At 47.4% G+C, this 19,508-nt stretch carries 20 protein-coding genes and 3 tRNA genes; 17 read left to right on the top strand and 6 right to left on the bottom strand.

Going from position 1 to position 19,508, the window contains the following annotated elements; genetic code table 11:
* The first annotated feature begins 112 nt into the window (after positions 1–112).
* The gene (locus AKN87_RS06245; protein WP_053100342.1) at positions 113–871 is read left to right on the top strand and encodes an SDR family oxidoreductase; all 759 of its coding nucleotides are present in this window, start codon (positions 113–115) and stop codon (positions 869–871) included.
* Between the two features lie 112 nt (positions 872–983).
* Here the strand turns inward: AKN87_RS06245 and mqo are convergent, their stop codons facing one another.
* Positions 984–2,474, bottom strand: a complete 1,491-nt coding sequence (gene mqo, locus AKN87_RS06240; protein ID WP_053102826.1) for a malate dehydrogenase (quinone) — start codon at positions 2,472–2,474, stop codon at positions 984–986.
* A gap of 577 nt (positions 2,475–3,051) precedes the next feature.
* On the opposite strand from mqo, the gene AKN87_RS06235 reads away from it, so the two are divergent.
* The 8 genes from AKN87_RS06235 to AKN87_RS06200 all read left to right on the top strand — a co-directional run bounded on the left by AKN87_RS06235 (position 3,052) and on the right by AKN87_RS06200 (position 11,162).
* Positions 3,052–3,630 (top strand): YajG family lipoprotein, encoded by a 579-nt coding sequence (locus AKN87_RS06235; protein ID WP_064496085.1) that lies wholly within the window; start codon positions 3,052–3,054, stop codon positions 3,628–3,630.
* Between the two features lie 8 nt (positions 3,631–3,638).
* Positions 3,639–4,583: a tRNA (adenosine(37)-N6)-dimethylallyltransferase MiaA gene (miaA, locus tag AKN87_RS06230; protein ID WP_053102824.1), complete on the top strand. Its 945-nt coding sequence runs from the start codon at positions 3,639–3,641 to the stop codon at positions 4,581–4,583.
* Positions 4,584–4,648: 65 nt separating this feature from the next.
* Positions 4,649–4,891, top strand: a complete 243-nt coding sequence (gene hfq, locus AKN87_RS06225; RefSeq protein ID WP_053100337.1) for an RNA chaperone Hfq — start codon at positions 4,649–4,651, stop codon at positions 4,889–4,891.
* An 18-nt stretch (positions 4,892–4,909) separates the two neighbouring features.
* The gene (gene hflX, locus AKN87_RS06220; protein ID WP_053102823.1) at positions 4,910–6,214 is read left to right on the top strand and encodes a ribosome rescue GTPase HflX; all 1,305 of its coding nucleotides are present in this window, start codon (positions 4,910–4,912) and stop codon (positions 6,212–6,214) included.
* 100 nt (positions 6,215–6,314) lie between these two features.
* On the top strand, positions 6,315–7,511 hold the full coding sequence (gene hflK, locus AKN87_RS06215; protein ID WP_053102822.1) for an FtsH protease activity modulator HflK: 1,197 nt from the start codon (positions 6,315–6,317) through the stop codon (positions 7,509–7,511).
* A complete protein-coding gene (gene hflC / locus AKN87_RS06210) occupies positions 7,511–8,380 on the top strand; it encodes a protease modulator HflC (protein ID WP_053100332.1) in 870 nt (289 codons plus the stop codon). The genes hflK and hflC overlap by 1 nt, the downstream gene beginning before the upstream one ends.
* A 233-nt stretch (positions 8,381–8,613) precedes the next feature.
* Complete coding sequence (locus AKN87_RS06205; RefSeq protein ID WP_053102821.1) at positions 8,614–9,798, top strand: ATP phosphoribosyltransferase regulatory subunit; 1,185 nt, start codon at positions 8,614–8,616, stop codon at positions 9,796–9,798.
* 68 nt (positions 9,799–9,866) lie between these two features.
* Positions 9,867–11,162 (top strand): adenylosuccinate synthase, encoded by a 1,296-nt coding sequence (locus AKN87_RS06200; protein WP_053100329.1) that lies wholly within the window; start codon positions 9,867–9,869, stop codon positions 11,160–11,162.
* A gap of 69 nt (positions 11,163–11,231) precedes the next feature.
* Here AKN87_RS06200 and rdgC read toward each other — a convergent pair whose 3' ends face one another.
* Positions 11,232–12,152: a recombination-associated protein RdgC gene (gene rdgC / locus AKN87_RS06195; RefSeq protein ID WP_053102820.1), complete on the bottom strand. Its 921-nt coding sequence runs from the start codon at positions 12,150–12,152 to the stop codon at positions 11,232–11,234.
* Between the two features lie 174 nt (positions 12,153–12,326).
* Here rdgC and AKN87_RS06190 point away from each other — a divergent pair.
* From AKN87_RS06190 to AKN87_RS06160, 7 genes are all read left to right on the top strand, one after another.
* Positions 12,327–12,402: transfer RNA gene (locus AKN87_RS06190), tRNA-Val, on the top strand.
* 18 nt (positions 12,403–12,420) lie between these two features.
* Positions 12,421–12,497, top strand: a tRNA-Asp gene (locus tag AKN87_RS06185).
* A gap of 39 nt (positions 12,498–12,536) precedes the next feature.
* A tRNA-Val gene (locus tag AKN87_RS06180) sits at positions 12,537–12,612 on the top strand.
* Between the two features lie 202 nt (positions 12,613–12,814).
* Positions 12,815–13,567, top strand: a complete 753-nt coding sequence (locus AKN87_RS06175) for an FKBP-type peptidyl-prolyl cis-trans isomerase (protein WP_053102819.1) — start codon at positions 12,815–12,817, stop codon at positions 13,565–13,567.
* A 78-nt stretch (positions 13,568–13,645) separates the two neighbouring features.
* A complete protein-coding gene (locus AKN87_RS06170; protein WP_053102818.1) occupies positions 13,646–13,981 on the top strand; it encodes a helix-turn-helix domain-containing protein in 336 nt (111 codons plus the stop codon).
* Positions 13,982–13,997: 16 nt separating this feature from the next.
* Positions 13,998–14,330, top strand: coding sequence for a hypothetical protein (locus AKN87_RS06165; protein WP_053104799.1), 333 nt, complete (start codon positions 13,998–14,000; stop codon positions 14,328–14,330).
* 13 nt (positions 14,331–14,343) lie between these two features.
* Positions 14,344–14,814: a hypothetical protein gene (locus tag AKN87_RS06160; protein ID WP_053102816.1), complete on the top strand. Its 471-nt coding sequence runs from the start codon at positions 14,344–14,346 to the stop codon at positions 14,812–14,814.
* Positions 14,815–14,870: 56 nt separating this feature from the next.
* Here the strand turns inward: AKN87_RS06160 and AKN87_RS06155 are convergent, their stop codons facing one another.
* Positions 14,871–16,982, bottom strand: coding sequence for a carboxy terminal-processing peptidase (locus tag AKN87_RS06155; protein WP_053102815.1), 2,112 nt, complete (start codon positions 16,980–16,982; stop codon positions 14,871–14,873).
* Positions 16,983–17,111: 129 nt separating this feature from the next.
* Here AKN87_RS06155 and AKN87_RS06150 point away from each other — a divergent pair, with 129 nt between their 5' ends.
* Complete coding sequence (locus AKN87_RS06150; protein WP_053102814.1) at positions 17,112–18,062, top strand: NAD(P)H-quinone oxidoreductase; 951 nt, start codon at positions 17,112–17,114, stop codon at positions 18,060–18,062.
* Between the two features lie 53 nt (positions 18,063–18,115).
* Here the strand turns inward: AKN87_RS06150 and AKN87_RS06145 are convergent, their stop codons facing one another.
* The 3 genes from AKN87_RS06145 to yfaE form a co-directional block, all read right to left on the bottom strand.
* Positions 18,116–18,574, bottom strand: a complete 459-nt coding sequence (locus AKN87_RS06145) for a tRNA (cytidine(34)-2'-O)-methyltransferase (protein ID WP_053100301.1) — start codon at positions 18,572–18,574, stop codon at positions 18,116–18,118.
* Positions 18,575–18,657: 83 nt separating this feature from the next.
* A complete protein-coding gene (locus AKN87_RS06140) occupies positions 18,658–19,203 on the bottom strand; it encodes a DUF924 family protein (RefSeq protein WP_053100300.1) in 546 nt (181 codons plus the stop codon).
* A 34-nt stretch (positions 19,204–19,237) separates the two neighbouring features.
* Entirely contained in the window at positions 19,238–19,507 is a 270-nt protein-coding gene (yfaE, locus tag AKN87_RS06135) for a class I ribonucleotide reductase maintenance protein YfaE (RefSeq protein ID WP_053100296.1), read from the bottom strand.
* Position 19,508: the final 1 nt, after the last annotated feature.

The raw sequence follows: 19,508 nt of genomic DNA, 5'->3' as shown, positions 1-19,508 counted from the left end.
TTGTGCTAAGCAAAATACAGCGCCATATACATTCAGTAGTCAAGGCATGTGCAGTATCAAAGGTAATTGCCTACTGACGCTATTATTCACAACATTAACTTAAGGAATCGCAATGGAACTTAAAGATAAGGTCATTATTGTTACTGGTGGTGGTCAAGGCCTTGGCCGCGCGATGGGTGCTTACCTTGCAGGTAAGGGCGCCAAGTTAGCATTAGTTGACTTAAACCAAGAGCGTTTAGACGAGTCTGTAGCAGCCTGTGAAGCTGCAGGTAGCCAGGCGCGCGCTTATATCTGTAACGTCGCTAACGAAGAAGATGTAACCAAAATGGTTAATCAGGTGGTAGCGGATTTTGGCACGTTAAATGGTTTAGTGAACAACGCTGGTATCTTGCGTGATGGTTTAACTATTCGTGTGCGTGATGGCGAAATGACTAAGATGTCACTCGCTAACTGGCAGGCGGTGATCGATGTTAACTTAACTGGCGTATTCTTATGTACCCGTGAAGTAGCAGCGAAAATGATCGAAATTAAAGCGGAAGGCACCATCGTTAATATTTCTTCAATTTCACGTGCAGGTAACATGGGTCAAGCTAACTACTCTGCGGCTAAAGCAGCAGTAGCGGCTGACACTGTAGTGTGGGCTAAAGAATTAGCACGTTATGGAATTCGTGTGGGTGCGGTAGCACCAGGCTTTATCGAAACCGAAATGACCTTAGGTATGAAACCGGAAGCGCTAGATAAGATGACTTCAGGTATTCCATTACGTCGTATGGGTAAGCCGGAGGATATCGCTCACTCAGTCGCTTATATCTTTGAAAACAACTACTTCACCGGTCGTGTGCTGGAAGTAGATGGTGGTTTACGTCTGTAATCGCCTAAACTCTAGTGATCGCTTATTTAGCAGCGATTGCTAGTTAATAAAAAGCCCAAATTCAGTAATGAATTTGGGCTTTTTTATGTTACTAAGCAGCTGTAACGCGTGATTATGCGTCTAGGCCGAGCAGCTGATTAGAGCGTGCTTGGGTGCTGCGATAAAGATCGGCATCGGTTTTTAGTGCTTCTAAGCGCGCGGGGAAGATCGTCGCAAGCTTCGCTTGCCACTCTGCGCTTTGTAGTTGCTCTGGGAAGCAGCGTTCGAGCAGCTCAAGCATGATCGAAACCGTCACTGAGGCACCAGGTGAAGCACCTAGCAGTGCGGCTAAGGAGCCATCTTGTGAGGCAACCAGCTCGGTACCAAACTGTAATACGCCACCTTTTTTAGGGTCTTTCTTAATGATTTGGACGCGTTGGCCTGCCACTTCTAAACGCCAGTCGGCTTTATTGAGGGTTGGATAGAATTTTTTCAACGATTCTAAACGCTGATCCATCGACTGCATAACTTCGCTGATTAGATAGCGAGTCAGATCCATATTGTCTTTGGCGACAGAGAGCATCGGCCCAATATTGCCTAGACGGATGGAAAGTGGCAGGTCAGTAAAGGAGCCAAATTTTAAGAACTTAGTGGTGAAGCCAGCATAGGGGCCAAATAGTAATGAAGTATTACCATCCACTACTCGGGTATCTAAGTGAGGGACCGACATGGGGGGGGCACCCACCGAAGCTTGGCTATAGACTTTAGCGCGATGTTTTTCGACAACTTCAGGGTTGTCGCAGCGTAGCCATTGGCCACTCACTGGGAAACCGCCGTAGCCTTTACTTTCAGGGATGCCAGACATTTGCAGCAAGGGCAGTGCGCCACCGCCCGCACCTAAAAAGACGAACTTAGCTAATAGGGTGCGCTTAGTGCCTGACTGCAAATTTTTAGTGGTGACTTTCCATTGCTCGCCTTGACGCTCAATTTTAATCACGCGCTCATTACAGCTAAGGGCCGCTTCAGGTTGCTGGGTTAAGTAGGCTAAGAGTTGCTTGGTTAGCCCACCAAAGTTGACATCTGAGCCGCCTTTTACGCGAGTCGCAGCTAAGGTTTCATCAGCGTTACGACCTTCCATCATTAATGGAATCCATTGGCGCAATTGGGAGTGATCGGTGGTGAACTCCATATGCTCAAAGGCGTGATGCTGTTTTAATAGCTCGGCGCGCTTTTGTAGAAAGTCGATATCTTTGGGGTTGTTAACAAAGCTAAGGTGCGGTACAGGCGTGATAAAGGTTTGTGGATTACCGAAGGTGCCGGTTTCCACTAGGTGTGCCCAGAACTGCTTAGACTCTTCAAATTTGGCGTTAATATCTAATGCTTTACTAATGTTAATGCTGCCATCAGCTGCTTGTGGTGTGTAGTTAAGTTCGCACAGTGCAGCATGTCCGGTACCTGCGTTGTTCCATGGATTAGAGCTTTCTAAAGCGCCATCTTGCATCTGCTCAACGATTTCTAAGCGTAAGCTGGGATCCAATTCTTTTAATAGCACGGCGAGGGTTGAGCTCATAATGCCGGCACCGATAAGAAGTACATCTAGAGAGGTTTGATTGTGTTGCGCCATTAGCCTGTCTCCGAAAAGCAGTTAGATAACTGTACAAAAAAAGGGGGTTGTTAGGTTGTTCAGTAACAACGCCTTGGAGGGCTGGTGGAACAACTTGCTGCCAAACTTTTCATGGTTTGCCACACTCTTTTGAAGTTGTGAAACTGTATCCCGCAATCTTATGGAATAGCGGACCTATAGTGTAGATACCTAGTAACTCGTCATGAGGTTGAAACTTAAGGTAAGGATATTCTACTAAAAACACCCAATCATTCAGTGTGTTTTCAAGGGCTTACATTAGAAAAATAGCATTGGTGGAGGCTCATCACGCTATTTTGGCTGGTAAGTCATATTTTAAAAATATAGAAGCAATTATAGCGATGAAAATATAAAAAACGATCATTGTCTGGGAAAAAAGTTTAGTCGAAAGTAGTAAATGCCGCTTTCTTAGCATAAAACCTAGGGTCGGCTTGTGCTTTTTTGTCAGTGGCCACGGGAGTTAGGTATACTTTGCACAGGTTATTTTTAATTGATTGGCCTGATTGGCCGCGCGGTTTGACGTGCGTCTAAGACTGTCACTAATCGGATGGAGTACGCGATGAAAAAACAAGTAATTTTGGCGGTAATGCTGTCGTTTGCGTTAGTGGGCTGTGGTCTAAGTCCGCAGCAGATTACTCCAGCGCCACGGATTCAGGCTGATTTTGCACGAGTAGCCCAAGGCCAAGCGGTACAGGTGCGGGTGGTGGATGGACGCTCAACTGATGTGGTTGGCTCACGCGGTGGTGCGTATCCAAATACCAGCTTGATTCGTGTTGATGGCCAGCGACTATTACCTCGTTTACAAGCTGAAACGGATGTTGCGTTACGCGCCCAAGGCTTTAATCCAGGCGTGCAAGTACATCAAGGCGCGCAGTTATTGCTGACCCTTAAAGAGTTGTCCTATAAGGTTCCTGCTAGCAGTGGCGTTGGCAGTAAGGCGAATGTGAGTGCAACCTTCCAAGTGGACGTAGAAAACCGTGGGCGTCGTTACAGCGGACGCTATGCTGCTAGCATGAGTCAAGGATTTGCTACCGCACCTAGTGCAGCTGCCAATGAAAAACTGCTCAGTGAAGTGCTAAGTGATGCGCTGCAGCGTGTGTTTAAAGATCAAGCGGTTAGCCGCTTGCTGGCCGAGTAGAGTTAAGCATGCCGCACTCCTTACCGCCGGCAGTATTTATTGCCGGCCCCACGGCCTCTGGTAAAACTGACTTGGCGATTGCTTTGGCCGAGTATTTGCCAGTTGAATTGATTAGTGTCGATTCGGCACTGATTTATCGAGGCATGGATATTGGTACAGCTAAGCCTGAGCCTAAGCTGTTGGCACGTTACCCCCATCAGCTGGTTGATATTCTTGATCCGCTAGAAAGTTACTCGGCGGCTCAGTTTTGTCAGGATGCGCTGCCTTTGATGCAGCAAGCAACCGAGCAGGGGCGCTTGCCGGTCTTGGTGGGTGGGACCATGCTTTACTTTAAGGCTTTACAAGAGGGCTTAGCCAATATGCCCCCAGCCGATGAGCCAACGCGTCAGCAATTAGAGCAAGAAATTGAGCAGGATGGGCTCGCTAAGTTATATCAGCAATTGTTAAGCATTGATCCGGCAGCGGCCGCAAGAATTGATGCGAACGATAAACAGCGTATTATGCGGGCTCTAGAGGTATGGCGAGTCAGCGGAAAAACCTTAACCGAGCATCATCAGCAACAAGCACACAGCCAGCGCCAATTACCGTATACTGTGTCCTGTATTGCATTAGCGCCTCAAGAACGAGCTGTGTTACATCAACGAATTGCCTTACGCTTTCAGTTGATGTTGGAACAAGGCTTTATTGAAGAGGTCGAAGCGCTCAGGCAGCGTTCAGATTTACATTTAGAGCTACCTTCTATGCGATCTGTGGGGTATCGACAGGTTTGGAAGTATTTAGAGGGCGAGTATGATTATTCTGAAATGGTAGAGCGCGGCATAATTGCCACTCGGCAGTTAGCAAAGCGTCAATTTACTTGGCTTAGAAGCTGGCCTGAAGTGAACTGGTTAGACAGTTTAGCTAAAGACAATTTATCTGCAGCCTTGAAAATCATCCAAGCTTCCACCATGTAAGCTGCAGGCTTGGATACAATAGTTTATTTGCCACTTATATAAATCATCCTTAGGAGTAACGCCTCATGTCAAAAGGGCACACCTTACAAGACCCTTACTTAAATACGCTGCGTAAAGAGCGTGTACCTGTTTCTATTTACTTGGTAAACGGAATTAAGCTACAGGGCCAAATTGAATCCTTTGATCAGTTTGTTATTTTGTTAAAAAATACTGTGAGCCAAATGGTTTACAAGCATGCTATTTCTACGGTGGTACCGAGCCGCCCAGTTCGCTTGCCATCTGCTGATGAAGAGCAAGTTGCTGAATAATTTTACCGAGGTGTCTCATTGAGTAACGCTGACGCTGCTGTTCGTGAAGCCGCATTATTAGTTCATTTAGATAATTACGATCCAGCAGCGCGTGAAGATCCAGATGAGTTTCAAGACTTAGTGAGATCAGCGGGCGCGCACATAGCACATTTTGTTACTGTGCATCGCCCGCAATTTACCGCGCGCTTTTTAATTGGTGCGGGTAAGGTTGATGAGATCGCGCAGTTAGTGCAGCTGTATGAGGCTGACTTAGTCATTTTTAACCATGCCCTAACGCCCAGCCAAGAGCGTAACCTAGAGCAGGCACTGGGCTGCCGCGTCATCGATCGCATTGGCTTAATTTTAGATATTTTTGCCCAGCGCGCTTACACCCATGAGGGTAAGTTGCAAGTTGAATTGGCTCAGCTAGAGCATATCAGCACCCGTTTAGTGCGTAGCCGTACAGATCTGAGTCGGCAGCAAGGGGGAATTGGGTTGCGTGGTCCTGGGGAAACCCAGCTGGAAACGGATCGTCGTCTGTTACGGATACGGGTTCGACAAATTAAAGCCCGTTTAGAAAAGGTGCGTAATCAGCGTGATTTGGCTCGGCGGGCGCGTAAACGAGCAGAAATGCCCGCTGTATCCTTGGTGGGCTATACCAACGCCGGTAAGTCAACGTTATTCAATCGTCTGACCGAGTCTGGGGTCTATGCTGCCGATCAGTTATTTGCCACCCTTGATCCTACGGTAAGGCGTGTTGAGTTGGCTGATGTAGGAGCGATTACTTTAGCTGACACCGTCGGTTTTATTCGCCATTTACCGCACAAGCTAGTCGAATCATTTCGTGCCACCCTTGAAGAGTCGGCTGCCGCTGACTTATTGTTGCATGTAATTGACGCTGGTGCTGAAGAGCGGCAAGAACAAATCGAACAGGTGCTAGAGGTGCTGCATGAGATTGACGCTGATCAGGTAACTCTGCTGGAGGTGTATAACAAAATTGACACCTTGACGCAGATCGAACCCCATATCCAGCGCAATGCCGAGGGGAAGCCTGAGCGGGTATGGTTGTCGGCGCAAAGTGGGCAGGGAATAGAGCTACTGATTCAGGCTATGCAAGAGTTGTTGGTCGATGACTTGGTGGTTACAACCTTAGTCTTGCCCCAACAGTTAAGTCGTTTGCGCGCTAAGCTGTTTGATCTGCAAGCCATTGTGCAGGAGCATTATGACGAGCAGGGCCAAAGCGTAGTTGATATACGAATTGCACGAGTGGAGCTGAATCGCTTATTAAGCCATGAAGGGCTAGCGGCCGAGACTTTTTTACAAGAATATACAAAGAGTCACTGAAAACGGGTGTGTAGCGAGATAAGTCTCTGTATCATTTAGAAAATTTTCTGGGTGTGGGTTAACCCTGCACTGAAATTACTTTTGTTAGGTGGAGAAGGCTATGGCCTGGAATGAGCCGGGTGGTAACTCGAACAAAAACGACCAAGATCCTTGGGGTAAACCAAGATCTGATAAAGATAAAAACAAGGATCGTCAAGGACCGCCAGACTTAGATGAGGCTTTCCGTAAGCTGCAAGATAATGTCACCAGTATTTTTGGTAAGAAAAAAACCGGCAACGGTGGTGGCGGTGGTCGTAAAGGCCCCGGCAGCAGCAAAACGGTATTTCTGCTAGGTGGTTTATTACTGGTCGGCTTTTGGTTAACTCAAGCGGTGTACTCGGTCGATGAGCAAGAACAAGCAGTGATTTTGCGTCTTGGTAAATACCATGAAACTGTCGGTGCGGGCTTGCATATTTATTTCCCACCGATTGATCGTAAGTACCAAACTAACGTAACCCGTGAGCGTGCCTACAGTAAGCAAGGGCAGATGCTAACGGAGGACGAAAACATTATTGAAGTGCCACTGACCGTACAGTACAAGATTTCTAATCTAGAAGATTTCGTATTGCGGGTGGATCAGCCAGAGATTAGTTTACAGCACGCTACCGATAGTGCATTGCGCCATGTGGTGGGTTCTACCGCGATGGATCAAGTGCTAACTGAAGGGCGTGAGGTGCTGGCAGAGGAAACTAAGGTGCGCTTACAGCGTTTCTTAGATCAATATCAGACGGGTATTACGGTTACCCAGGTTAACGTGCAGAATGCTCAGGCACCGCGTGAAGTGCAGGAAGCCTTTGACGATGTGATTCGTGCCCGAGAAGATGAACAGCGGGAGAAAAACCAAGCGGAAACCTATGCCAATGGCGTGGTGCCAGAAGCCCGTGGTCAAGCGCAGCGTATCCTAGAAGATGCCAATGGTTACCGCGATGAAGTGATTGCCCGTGCAGAAGGTGAGGCGCAGCGTTTTAATCAGTTGGTTGCTGAGTACCGTAAAGCACCTGAAGTTACCCGTCAGCGTTTGTATATTGAAACCATGCAAGACGTGTTAGGTAACACCAGTAAAGTACTGATGTCAGGTGATCAGGGTAAAAACAGCTTGCTGTACTTACCGCTGGATAAGATGTTACAGGAACAAAAAGCCGCACCACGTGATAGTTATTCAAGTGAGTCAGCGCCGCGTACCTCTAGCTCCAATGTAAGAGCTCCAGTTGAGGTGCCATCTTCTACGATTAATACACGCGTTAGGGAGCGTCGCTAATGAGCAATAAGAGCATTGCGGGCTTAGTAGTAGCCGCTATTTTACTGATCGTTGGGATGAATAGTTTTTATATCATCTCGCAAACTGAGCGCGGTGTATTACTGCAATTTGGACGGGTTGTAGAGCCGGATCTGAAACCGGGTTTGCATGTAAAAATTCCGATTATGAACCAAGTCCGTAAGTTTGATGGGCGTTTACTGACACTGGATTCTACGACTCAACGCTTTTTAACCTTAGAGAAAAAAGCGGTCATGGTGGATGCCTTTGCTAAATGGCGAGTGGCAGATGCAGAGCGGTTCTATACCGGTACTTCAGGTTCGAAACAGGTAGCTGATGAGCGTTTATCACGCCGATTAGAAGCCGGTTTGCGTGACCAGTTTGGTAAACGTACGCTGCATGAGGTGGTTTCAGGACAGCGGGATGAATTGATGGCAGATATCACTGCATCCTTAGATCGCATGGCGCGTAAAGAGCTCGGCATTGAAGTCATTGATGTGCGAGTCAAAGCAATTGACTTGCCGAAAGAAGTTAACCTGAGTGTATTCGAGCGGATGAGCACTGAGCGCGAGCGTGAGGCCCGTGAGCACCGTGCGAAAGGTCGTGAATTGGCTGAAGGTATCCGCGCTGACGCAGACCGTCAACGCCGCGTTATCTTGGCTGAAGCGTATCGTGAAGCCGAAGAGGTGCGCGGTGCTGGTGATGCAAAAGCGACTTCGATTTATGCCCAGTCGTTTAATCAAGATCCTGAGTTTTATGGCTTCATTCGTAGCTTGCAAGCCTATCGCGAGAGCTTTGGCGACAAGAGCGATATCTTGGTGTTAAGTCCTGATAGCGAGTTTTTTCAGTATTTAGATAAGGCTAAGCACTAAGCGCTACAAGGTTATGGGCTGAGTTGGCGTTGAATATTTTTTGACAGTCATCGAACAGCACTAAAAACCTAGAAAAAACATGCTATGATGCAGCAGCCGGGGAAAACCCCGGCTTTTTTGCGTGTGACGAGTTAACTTAAGTTAGCCAGAGCAGAAATTGTTGATTAAATGCAGCGTGAAAAATCCTGAATTCGATAGGCTAAATTGTTAGTCAAACAAGAGAGGAAGGTGGAATGGCAACCGTTGAGCGTTGGCTCTTGCCAGATGGCATTGAAGAGGTACTGCCTACAGAAGCAAGCTTAGTAGAAACAGCAAGGCGTCAAGTCTTAGACCTGTTTCGGGCTTGGGGGTATGAGTTTATTGTGACTCCGCATATTGAGTTTCTGGAGTCCTTATTAACTGGTGCAGGTCAAGATCTTGCGCTGCGTACCTTTAAAGTGACAGATCCTCACTCTGGCCGACAAATGGGTTTTCGCGCCGATATTACTCCACAGGTAGCGCGTCTTGATGCGCATAGTCTGCGTCAAGCAGGACCTGCCCGCTTTTGCTACGCTGGCAGTGTAGTGCATGCTAAACCACGGGCCATGACTACTTCACGTAGCCCCATTCAAATTGGTGCCGAGCTCTATGGCGATGCTAGCGTAGCGGCGGATATTGAAGTGATTAGCCTGATGCTAGAAACCTTAGACTCGGTCAAAGTGGCCGATGTCCATATGGATTTAGGGCATGTCGGTATTTATCGTGGATTAGTGCAGGCTGCACAGCTCTCAGCGATAACTGAAGAGCAATTATTTGATGCCTTGCAGCGTAAAGCCGTAAGTGAAGTGCGGGCCTTAACCGCTGACTTAGCGCCTGAATTAGCGGCAATGTTTAATGCCTTAGGTCAGCTCTGCGGTGGCCGTGAAGTTTTGAATGCTGCGCAAACTATCCTGCAATCGGCTTCTGCGGAAGTGCAGCAAGCGTTACGCGAGTTAATTGCGGTGGCTGATGCTTTAACCGAACGTTTTCCTGAGTTACCACTGTATTTTGATCTCAGTGAGTTACGGGGTTATCACTATCATACCGGCGTGGTATTTGCCGCCTTTGTACCGAGCGTTGGGCAATCAATCGCCCAAGGTGGACGCTACGATGATATTGGCGCGGTGTTTGGACGTGCCCGCCCGGCCACTGGATTTTCAACCGACTTAAAAACCTTGGTGAGCCTAGGTAATGGTGTGCAACCAAGTGCGCTAGAAGGCGTTTGGGCACCATTGGAAGCTGATCCGGCGCTTTGGCAAACCATTTTACGCTTGCGCCGAGAGGGCGTGCGTGTAGTGCAAGCCTTATCTGGACAGACGGTTGCCGATGCTGCAGCTGCACATTGCAAGCAGCAGCTAGTAAAGCAAGGCAGCGACTGGACGGTTCAACCGATTAATTAATGAGGTCTGTCGAGACAGACTGACTGTGTCGTTTCGACGACAGTTTATTTGCGCAAAGAGGCAAATTAATGGGCAAGAATGTTGTTATTTTAGGCACTCAATGGGGTGATGAAGGTAAAGGTAAAATCGTTGATTTACTCACCGATCAAGCCGAAGCCGTTGTACGCTTTCAGGGTGGCCACAACGCAGGTCATACGCTCGTCATTGATGGCGAAAAAACGGTTCTGCACTTAATTCCATCAGGTATTTTGCGAGATAACGTAGAGTGCATGATTGGTAATGGTGTAGTGGTTGCGCCAGATGCACTAATGCGTGAAATCACTAAACTAGAAGAGAAGGGCGTGCCGGTTCGTGAGCGGTTACGGATTAGCCCATCGTGCACCTTAATTTTGCCGTACCACGTGGCACTTGACCAGGCACGTGAAGCTGCGCGGGTTGAGGGTAAGATAGGAACGACCGGACGCGGTATTGGCCCAGCCTACGAAGATAAAGTAGCGCGTCGTGGCTTACGGATTGGTGACCTCTTTAATCCTGAGCGCTTTGCGCTAAAGCTTAAAGAAGTGATGGATCTGCACAACTTTACGCTAGAAAATTACTATAAGGTTGAGCCGGTTGACTATCAAACCACTTTGGATGAAGCCTTAGCCTATGCCGATATCCTTAAGCCGATGATGGCTGATATTGCGGCGCGCTTGCATCAATTGCGCAAGCAAGGTGCACGCATCATGTTTGAAGGTGCTCAAGGTTCATTGCTAGATATTGACCATGGTACTTATCCTTATGTAACCAGTTCGAGTACTACGGCTGGTGGTACCGCTACAGGTTCAGGTTTTGGCCCGCTGTACTTAGATTACATTCTAGGAATTACCAAGGCTTATACCACCCGAGTAGGTTCTGGTCCTTTCCCTACCGAGCTATTTTGTGAAACCGGCCATCGTTTAGCCACTAAAGGCCACGAGTTTGGTTCTACTACAGGACGTGCGCGTCGTTGCGGTTGGTTTGATGCGGTTATTTTACGTCGTACAGCTGAGATCAACAGTATTTCTGGTATTTGCTTAACTAAGCTAGACGTACTGGATGGTCTAGAGACTGTTAAGATTTGCGTGGCTTATAAAGATGCTCAAGGTAATGAAATTGAAGCGCCTACCGATGCTGACAGTTACGAAGGCTTAACTCCGGTATATGAGGAGTTGCCAGGATGGAGCGAGTCGACTATTGGTGCTACCTGCATGGAAGAGCTGCCAGAAAACGCTCGTGCTTATATCAAGCGTGTTGAAGAGTTGATCGGTACACCGATTGATATTGTTTCAACTGGCCCTGATCGTAACGAAACGATCGTGCTGCGCCATCCTTACGACGTTTAATAGTTAAATTAAACGCTGATCAAAAAACCGAGCCTTGTGCTCGGTTTTTTGATTGCTTATAGGCACTGATTAGATGCGCTGATGAATCGCTTCACCGCCTAAGCTTTGCATTAGCTGGGGTAAAAACTCTGCTAAGGTCAGCATCATTAAGTTAAAGCTAGCATCAAACTGTCCAGCGGCTTCATCGCCGCCATCTTGTTCAGCCTGCTCTTGCAATAGGTCTTCAAATTTTAAGCGTTTAATTGCCAGTTTGTCGTCTAGCACAAAACTCAGTTTCTCTTCCCAGTTGAGTGCTAGCTGAGTCACAATTTTACCGGCGGCCAGTAGATTCTGAATTTCTTCACTGCCCAGGTCTTCGCGTTTAATGCGAATAACGCCACCGTCTTCTGCGGTATCACGCAGCTCACACTCGTCTTTTAGGCTAAAACCATGCCCAATCTGCATGTTCTGTAGCCACTGAGTAAAGCTAGCAGTAGTGGCTTGCTGTGCCTCAAGGGGTTGAATGGGTAGGCTGCCTATAGCTTCACGCAAAGTGGACAATAGCTCTTCGGCTTTTTTAGCACTACTAGCATCTACATAAATTAAGCCGGCTTGGGTATCAATCGCCGCTAAAGTGCGGCTTCGACGAATAAAGGCGCGCGGAAGGAAGTTGAGGGTGACCTCATCTTTGATTTGATCGCGTTCTTTTTTATAGACCTTGCGGCCTTGAGCATTTTCAATTTCTTCCACTTTTTCATTAACTGCATCTTTAACTACGCTAGCGGGTAGTAAGCGCTCTTCTTTTTGTGCTGCTAGCAAGAAAAAATGCTGGCTAGCATAAATCAGTGGGGCATCTGCAGCTTTGCCGAAAGGGGCAGTAAAACCGTAAGTAGTCAGCACTTGGCTGCCACAGGCGAGGGCGGGTTTTTTTGCCAGGGCCTGCTCCCACTGCTCCAGATCAAAGTTAACTGATTGGGTGAAGCGATACACCAGCAAGTTACGAAACCACATAAGATAACTCCAAAATAACCAGTAGCTATTATCTATAACCTCGGCTCGAATCACCAACTAAAAGCGAAAAAATGCTTTTAAGTGAGTAAAAAACATAAAAAACCAATTAAAATGAATTTAGGGCTTGCCAAAAAGGATTTAGCAGACTAGTATACGCACCACTTCGAGAGACAAGGGTGATTAGCTCAGCCGGGAGAGCATCTGCCTTACAAGCAGAGGGTCGGCGGTTCGATCCCGTCATCACCCACCACTCTTGAGTACCAGCAGCGCAGTGGTAGTTCAGCTGGTTAGAATACCGGCCTGTCACGCCGGGGGTCGCGGGTTCGAGTCCCGTCCACTGCGCCATTTTAATTCAATACTGCTAGTGTTGAATAAATTGAAATTGGGTGATTAGCTCAGCCGGGAGAGCATCTGCCTTACAAGCAGAGGGTCGGCGGTTCGATCCCGTCATCACCCACCAATTTCAATATCAATTAAGTACACTTAATCTATCTGCCTTGTGCAGATTTTTTTGTTTTTAAGTCAGTAAATTTCCTGCGCATTAGCCTGCCATCGCCTAAACTATTCGTTTGCTTCAGTAAACCTCAGTGAACTTTCCTGCTAAGATCGCTTTCTATCCTGTGATTTTTAGTTAATGCCTAAATTGGAGTTAAGGAATATTTATGAAGTTTTCTCGCCTAGCGGTGGCCGTTGGTTTGTGTGCAGTGGCTTTAGTCGGTTGTGATCAGAAACAGTCAGCAACGACCAGCACCAGCACTAAATTAGATAGCAAAGCCCAGCAGGCTTCTTATGGCTTAGGCTTACAAATTGGTAGCAACCTATTAGCTACACCGATTGATGGCTTGAGTGTAGAAGCTATTGCTTTGGGGATTGATGATGCCTTAGCTGGTAAAGAGTCCCGTTTATCGCAAGAACAATTAGATGAGGCGCTACAATTTGCCTTGGACCGCGCTGCAGAAAAGCAAAATGCTCTCAATGATGCAGCAGCGAAAAAAGGCCAAGAATTCTTAGCTGAAAATGCAAAAAAAGATTCGGTTAAAACCACCGACAGTGGCTTGCAGTATGAAGTGCTAACCGCTAAAGACAGCGGTGCGAGCCCGAAAGCAACTGACAGTGTAACGGTACATTACACGGGCAAATTACTTGATGGCAGTGTATTTGATAGCTCTGTAGAGCGCGGCACGCCAGCGACTTTCTTTTTGCGCCAAGTTATTCCAGGTTGGACTGAAGGCTTGCAGTTAATGAAGGTGGGTGAGCGTTATCAGTTCTTTATTCCTGCCGATTTAGCCTACGGTGCTAGCAGTCCAACCCCGGCGATTCCAGCAAACTCTACTTTGATTTTTGAAGTGGAGTTATTAGATATTCCCTCACAAAAATCAGCCGCTGCCAAAGAGCAAGCACCGGCAGCTGAATAGTTAGCATCTAGTCAGTGTTGTGTGCCCATCTACACCGATGGTTAGTTAGGCACTCAGCCTGAATAGTGGGAGGTAATGATGAATAATATTCAAGTGATTATGCAAGAGGGGCAGCCACAGTACGCGGTTTTGCCTTGGGACGAATATCAAGCGCTATTAAAAGCGGCAGGGCAGCGTCAGAGCACGGTTGCGCCAGCTGCCATGGCTACACCAGCACCTAGTCAAGCAACAGCGCCACAAGAATCATTAACCCTTGCTCAGTTGCGCCACAAAACCGGGCTGACGCCAGAGTTACTCGCTCAAGCATTAGGTATTAGTCCTAGTTATTGGCAAATGATTGAAGCCGGTGAGCGTCAAGCCAGTGAAGTGGTGCTGCGTAATTTGCGGCGCTTAGCTAATGTCACTATCGAATAATCTTTTCGTGCAGCAAATGTCTGAATTGCTTGCATTATTGGCGCAGGCAGCGCAGCAAAAGCGTACCCTCACCTATCGCCAGCTAATCACTGAGCTGGCATTGCCAGTGCCTGCTATGCAGCGATTGACTTACTTGTTAGAGCATTTAACGCAGCGCGACTGGTTACAGCAACAGCCACTGCGCAGCGCGTTGGTGGTTAGTCAGCGTCCACCTTACTTGCCTAAGCAGGGTTGGTTTAGTTTCCTACAGCAACTCGATGCCGAGTTAACCTTCGTTGACTCTGTTGAGCAAGCTGCTTGGCATCAGACGCAGTTGCAGCAGGTCTATGCAGCATTTTCTAAAGCATGAGGCGAATTCTACGATGTGGCTAAAAGTTAAGGCGAGTGTTGGCTATTTTGTAGCACGACATTTATTTAAATACACATGGGCAGTAAAACAGCCTAAATTATGGCAGTGGATGCAAATGCAGTTTGCTCGACAAAGTCAGCTAGGTCACCCTGCAGCGACTGCTTTTTATGGGCACTTATTACTGTTTAAAGGGCAGGGCTTAGGAGCTAAGGAAGAAGGCTTGCGATTGCTAAAGATAGCAGCTGAGGCTGGCGATGCTAAGGCCGCTTATCAAGTTGCACAGAATGCTGCCCAAGGGACTGTGCAGAATGCTCCAGACCTTAATACTGCGGTGTATTGGTGGAAAATAGCAGCTAAAGCTGGGCATTATTTGGCTGCCCAAAAACTAGCGGATATTTATGCGACAGGCCAAGGCGACATTGCAGCCGATCAGGATGCTTGTTTGTTTTATCAGCAGCTGATGCAGCAATTAATTGACGCTTAATTACGTGTAATAAAAAACCCGCCGCTTGCCATCAAACGGCGGGTTTTTGCTAGCTATTACTTCGCCGAGTGTTTGGCGACTTGTTGTTGATGCAGGCTTAGCCAGTCGAGCAAGATATGTCCTGTCTCGACTAAGAACGCATCTTTTTCCGGCTTTTGCTTATTTTCCTTTTCTTTTTCAAGTTCTGCCGCTAAGTCTTCATCTTCTTTTTTCAGCTCTTTCAGTTGCATGGCTTTTTCGCCCTTGGCTAAGCGGCGCTTATTTTCCATAGCCAGTTGTTGCTGATCAATTTTGTCTTGTTCAGCGCGGCGTTTTTCCTCATTTAAGCTGACTACCGTGTCTTTCATTAGCGCTTTGCTGAGGGCTAAGCGTTCATGACTAAAGACAAAGTCAGGATTATGCTTGGTGCGCTGAGCATGGCGCTTTTCTAATGTCTTAAGGTATGGTTTAAACGGATCTGGGCCCGGGTTAATTGCAGGTTTAATACTGTCCCAAGGCATGGCTTCAGGCAGCGCACTTTCACCAATTTCTTTGGTGTTGTACTCGGCTGGGTAGCTAATATCGGGCAGTACTCCTTGGTGTTGAGTACTTTGTCCCGAGACACGGTAAAACTTAGCGATGGTAAATTTCAACTCACCATGATTGAGCGGCTGAATGGTTTGCACCGTGCCCTTACCAAAGGTTTGGCCGCCAATAATCAGTCCGCGATGGTAGTCTTGGATAGCCCCAGCGAAAATTTCTGAAGCTGAAGCAGATAAACGGTTAACTAAGACCGCCATAGGGCCTTGATAAAACACGCCTTTATTATCATCCTCAAGCACATCAACGCGACCATCGTTATTGCGCACTAGCACTGAAGGACCTTGTGGAATGAAAAGGCTGCTAAGTTCAGTGGCTTCTTGTAAAGAGCCACCGCCATTATTGCGTAGATCAATCACTAAGCCATCCACTTGTTCTTGTTGCAGCTCTGCCAGTAACTTACGTACATCACGGGTGGTGCTTTTGTAATTAGGGTCACCGGCGCGGTAGGCTTTAAAGTCAATGTAAAAGGCTGGAATTTCAATAATCCCAAGCTTGAAGGGTTTGCCTTCGTGTTCCAGATTTAAAATCGATTTTTGTGCTGCTTGCTCTTCAAGTTTGACTGACTCACGGACAATGGTCACCGTTTTTGAGGAAAGATCGTTTGGCGCATTACTGGCAGGAATCACCTCTAAACGTACGGTTGAGCCTTTTTTGCCACGAATTAACTTCACCACCTCATCTAGGCGCCAGCCGATCACGTCAACCATTTCTTTATTGCCTTGGGCAACGCCAACAATCTTGTCTGCAGGTGCTAACTGCTTGCTCTTATCGGCTGGTCCTGAGGGTACTAGGCGGACAATTTTAACGTGCTCGTTATCACCTTGCAGTACGGCTCCAATGCCTTCTAACGAGAGGCTCATATTGATGTCGAAGTTTTCTGCATTATCGGGTGAGAGGTAGTTGGTATGGGGGTCGTAGGTCTGTGAGAAAGAGTTAACATAGGCTTGAAACACATCTTCGCTACGGGTTTGCTGTAGGCGTTTTTGTTGGTTTTTAAAGCGTTTAGTTAACAGCTCTTCAATTGCTTTTGGCTCTTTTGAAGCGAGTTTTAAGCGGAGCACTTCATCTTTTAAGCGCTTACGCCATAGCTCTTGAAGCTCGGCTTCATTTTTTGCCCAAGGCGCTTTTTCCCGATCCGTTTCTAAGGACTCATCTAGCGTGAAGTCGATACTATCAACCCCTTTGGCTAATTTAGCTAAAGCAAAAGTTAAGTATTGATCTAAGCGAGTTAGCTGGCGTTTATACATAAAATAGCCAGGCTCTAAATCTCCCTCGCGAAGTTTATTGGCAAAGTTCTTTTTCCAAGGCTTAAACTCGCTCAGGTCTTCTTGGGTAAAGTACATGCGCGCTGGATCCAGCATTTTTAGATAGCCTTCATACATCTTGCTGGAGCGATCTTGATTGCCGACGTCTTTACTGTAGTGATGGCGTTTGAGCAGTTCAGTAATATTTAAACTAGCAATACGCTGAGTGCGATCGGGTGCTAAATAATCCCAGCTTTTACTGTTATTTAAGGCATAGGCGCTGGGCAGCAGGCTAAGGCTTAACAGCAAGGCGAGTGACGTTCGTGCAAGCGTATATTTCATACTTATATTTTTCTTTGCCAAATGTAGCATTGTTAGGTTACCTGAACTGCGTACAGTTCCTTTGTCGATAAATCTCAGGTACAACATCATACCGATCATTAAAAAGAATACAGACAATATGGAGTTAGAATGAAAGCATTGCAAGCAACTGATGGCCATCCTTGTCTTGTTAACTGTGAAAAACCAGTACTGCAAACAGGGCAGGTATTAATCAAAGTAGCGGCTGCCGGCTTAAATCGTGCCGATTTGCTCCAGGTCGCCGGCTTATATCCACCACCGCCCGGGGCTAGCGAAGTGCTGGGCTTAGAGTGTGCTGGAGTTATTGTGGATGCCGGTGATAGCAGCCGCTGGCAGCTGGGTGATGAAGTGTGTGCGCTCTTAACTGGTGGCGGCATGGCGGAGTATGTTGCAGTAGATGAGCGACTGGTATTGCCGGTGCCACAAGGGCTGAGTTTAATTGAGGCCGCAGCAGTGCCAGAGGTATACAGCACGGCTTGGTTAAATGTGTTTCAACTGGGGCAAGCCCGCGCGGGAGAGAAGGTGCTCTTGCATGCTGGTGCCAGTGGTGTAGGCTCAGCAGCCATTCAGCTGTGCCGTGCCTTTGGCTTACAGGTCTATGTGAGTGTAGGCTCGGCGGAACGTTTAGCTTACTGTAAAGATTTAGGCGCGGTAGACGGCGTGGTGCGCCATGATGGCGTCGAGGGCTTAGCTGAGTTTGCACCCTTTGATGTGATTTTAGATCCAGTAGGCGCCAGCTATGCTCAGCAAAATCTGAAGTGGTTAGCGCTTGATGGGCGCTGGGTCAATATTGGTTTAATGGGGGGACGTCGGGTTGAATTGGATTTGGCGCAGTTATTGGGTAAGCGCATTCAATTAATTGGCTCAACCTTAAGAACCCGGGATGATGCATTTAAAGCTAAACTGTTGGCAGAGTTAGAGCAGCAAGTCTGGCCTTTATTTGCTCAGCAGCAGTTAAATCCACAGCTGAGTCGGCAGTATTCAATCTGTGATGCGAAACAGGCATTTGCCGAATTAGCCGGTAATCAGGTGAATGGTAAGTTAGTTTTGGTGTTTGATTAATTCGCAGTGAGCCTGCTACTCGTTGCTGAGTAGTAGGCTCTAGCGTTTAGTCGTTACTGGGCGAAGTCTAGCTGGCGCCAAGCCTCATAGACGGCAATGGCTACACTGTTTGAGAGATTTAAACTGCGCGAATTAGCCAGCATGGGTAGACGCACTAATTGCTCGGGCGGCAGGCTATCGCGCACCTCTTGGGGGAGTCCACGGGTTTCAGGGCCAAAGATAAAACTATCACCTGCACGATAGCTGACCTCAGCATAAGAATGGTTAGCCTTAGTGCTAAAGGCAAACACCCGGGTTTCGCCTAAGCTCGCTAGACAAGCCGCTAAGTTAGGGTGAATTTGTACTGCTGCCACTTCACTGTAATCCATGCCTGCACGTCTTAATTGTTTGTCGTCAAAGTTAAAGCCCAAGGGTTCAATCAAGTGCAGTTGGCAGCCACTGTTAGCGGCTAGACGAATAATATTGCCAGTGTTGGGCGGAATTTCAGGCTCAAATAAAATAATGTTAAACATAAGAAGGCTAAAATGCTCAGCGCAAAACGGCAGATGTTAGCAGCTTTTGCGCGCCGCCCACTACATTAACTAACAGGATTACTTTAAAAGGATGATCCCTCTTCGGTTAAGAAGGCGAGTTCCTCATCGGTGGATAAGCGACCTAAGGTTTCATTGCGATGTGGGTAGCGGCCAAATCGATCAATGATTTCTTTATGACGAAGCTCGAAATCGAGCGTGTGCGGATCACCTAGTTCGGTAAATAGTTGCACTGCTTGTTGGTGAATCAGTGCTGACTCTGAATGCATAAAAGGCATGAGCGCAAAGCGTCTTAGCACTTGCGGTAGAGAGTTAAACTCTGGCTGAATGAGTAACTCTTGGGCTAAGGCAAGAGCCATCGCGTCTTGGCTAAAGGCTTGTGGACTGTTGCGATGTAAGTTACGGGAAAACTGATCCAGTACAATAATTTCTGCCACGCGACCTTCAGCGGTATTGCGCCAATGAGCCAGCTCACCGCTAGCGGCTTGCTTTAACGTGGCGGAAAAGTGTTGGGCGATGGTTTGATCGAAGGTTTCTGATTTGGCAAACCAAAATGGCTGGTGAGCAGGATCTAGCCAAAAAGATAACACAGCTTGTGCAGCAGGGTTCATAGGGCACTCCTAAGAAGTAGGAGAGCAAAGGGGATTAGCCGGCTTTCTTACTTCGTAAGTTAACGTTAATTTTTAAAGGTTCTAACACACGGCAACAGCAAGGTAAAATCTCATCCGCTTTAACAAAGGCTAAAGGAGGTTTTTCATAGGCCACACTGCCGGCCATTAGTTCGACCCGGCAGGCACCGCAGTAGCCACTACGGCATTGATATTCTACTTGGTGGCCGGTGCGCTCAAGGGCTTCAAGGAGGCTTTCTTCAGTTTGATCTAACTCTAAGATCATGTCTTGGGTAATAATTTGCATG

Source organism: Thiopseudomonas alkaliphila (assembly GCF_001267175.1).
Lineage (GTDB): Bacteria > Pseudomonadota > Gammaproteobacteria > Pseudomonadales > Pseudomonadaceae > Oblitimonas > Oblitimonas alkaliphila.
The sequence above is the reverse complement of the archived record's forward strand: the minus strand, read 5'-3'. Positions and strand labels throughout refer to the sequence as shown.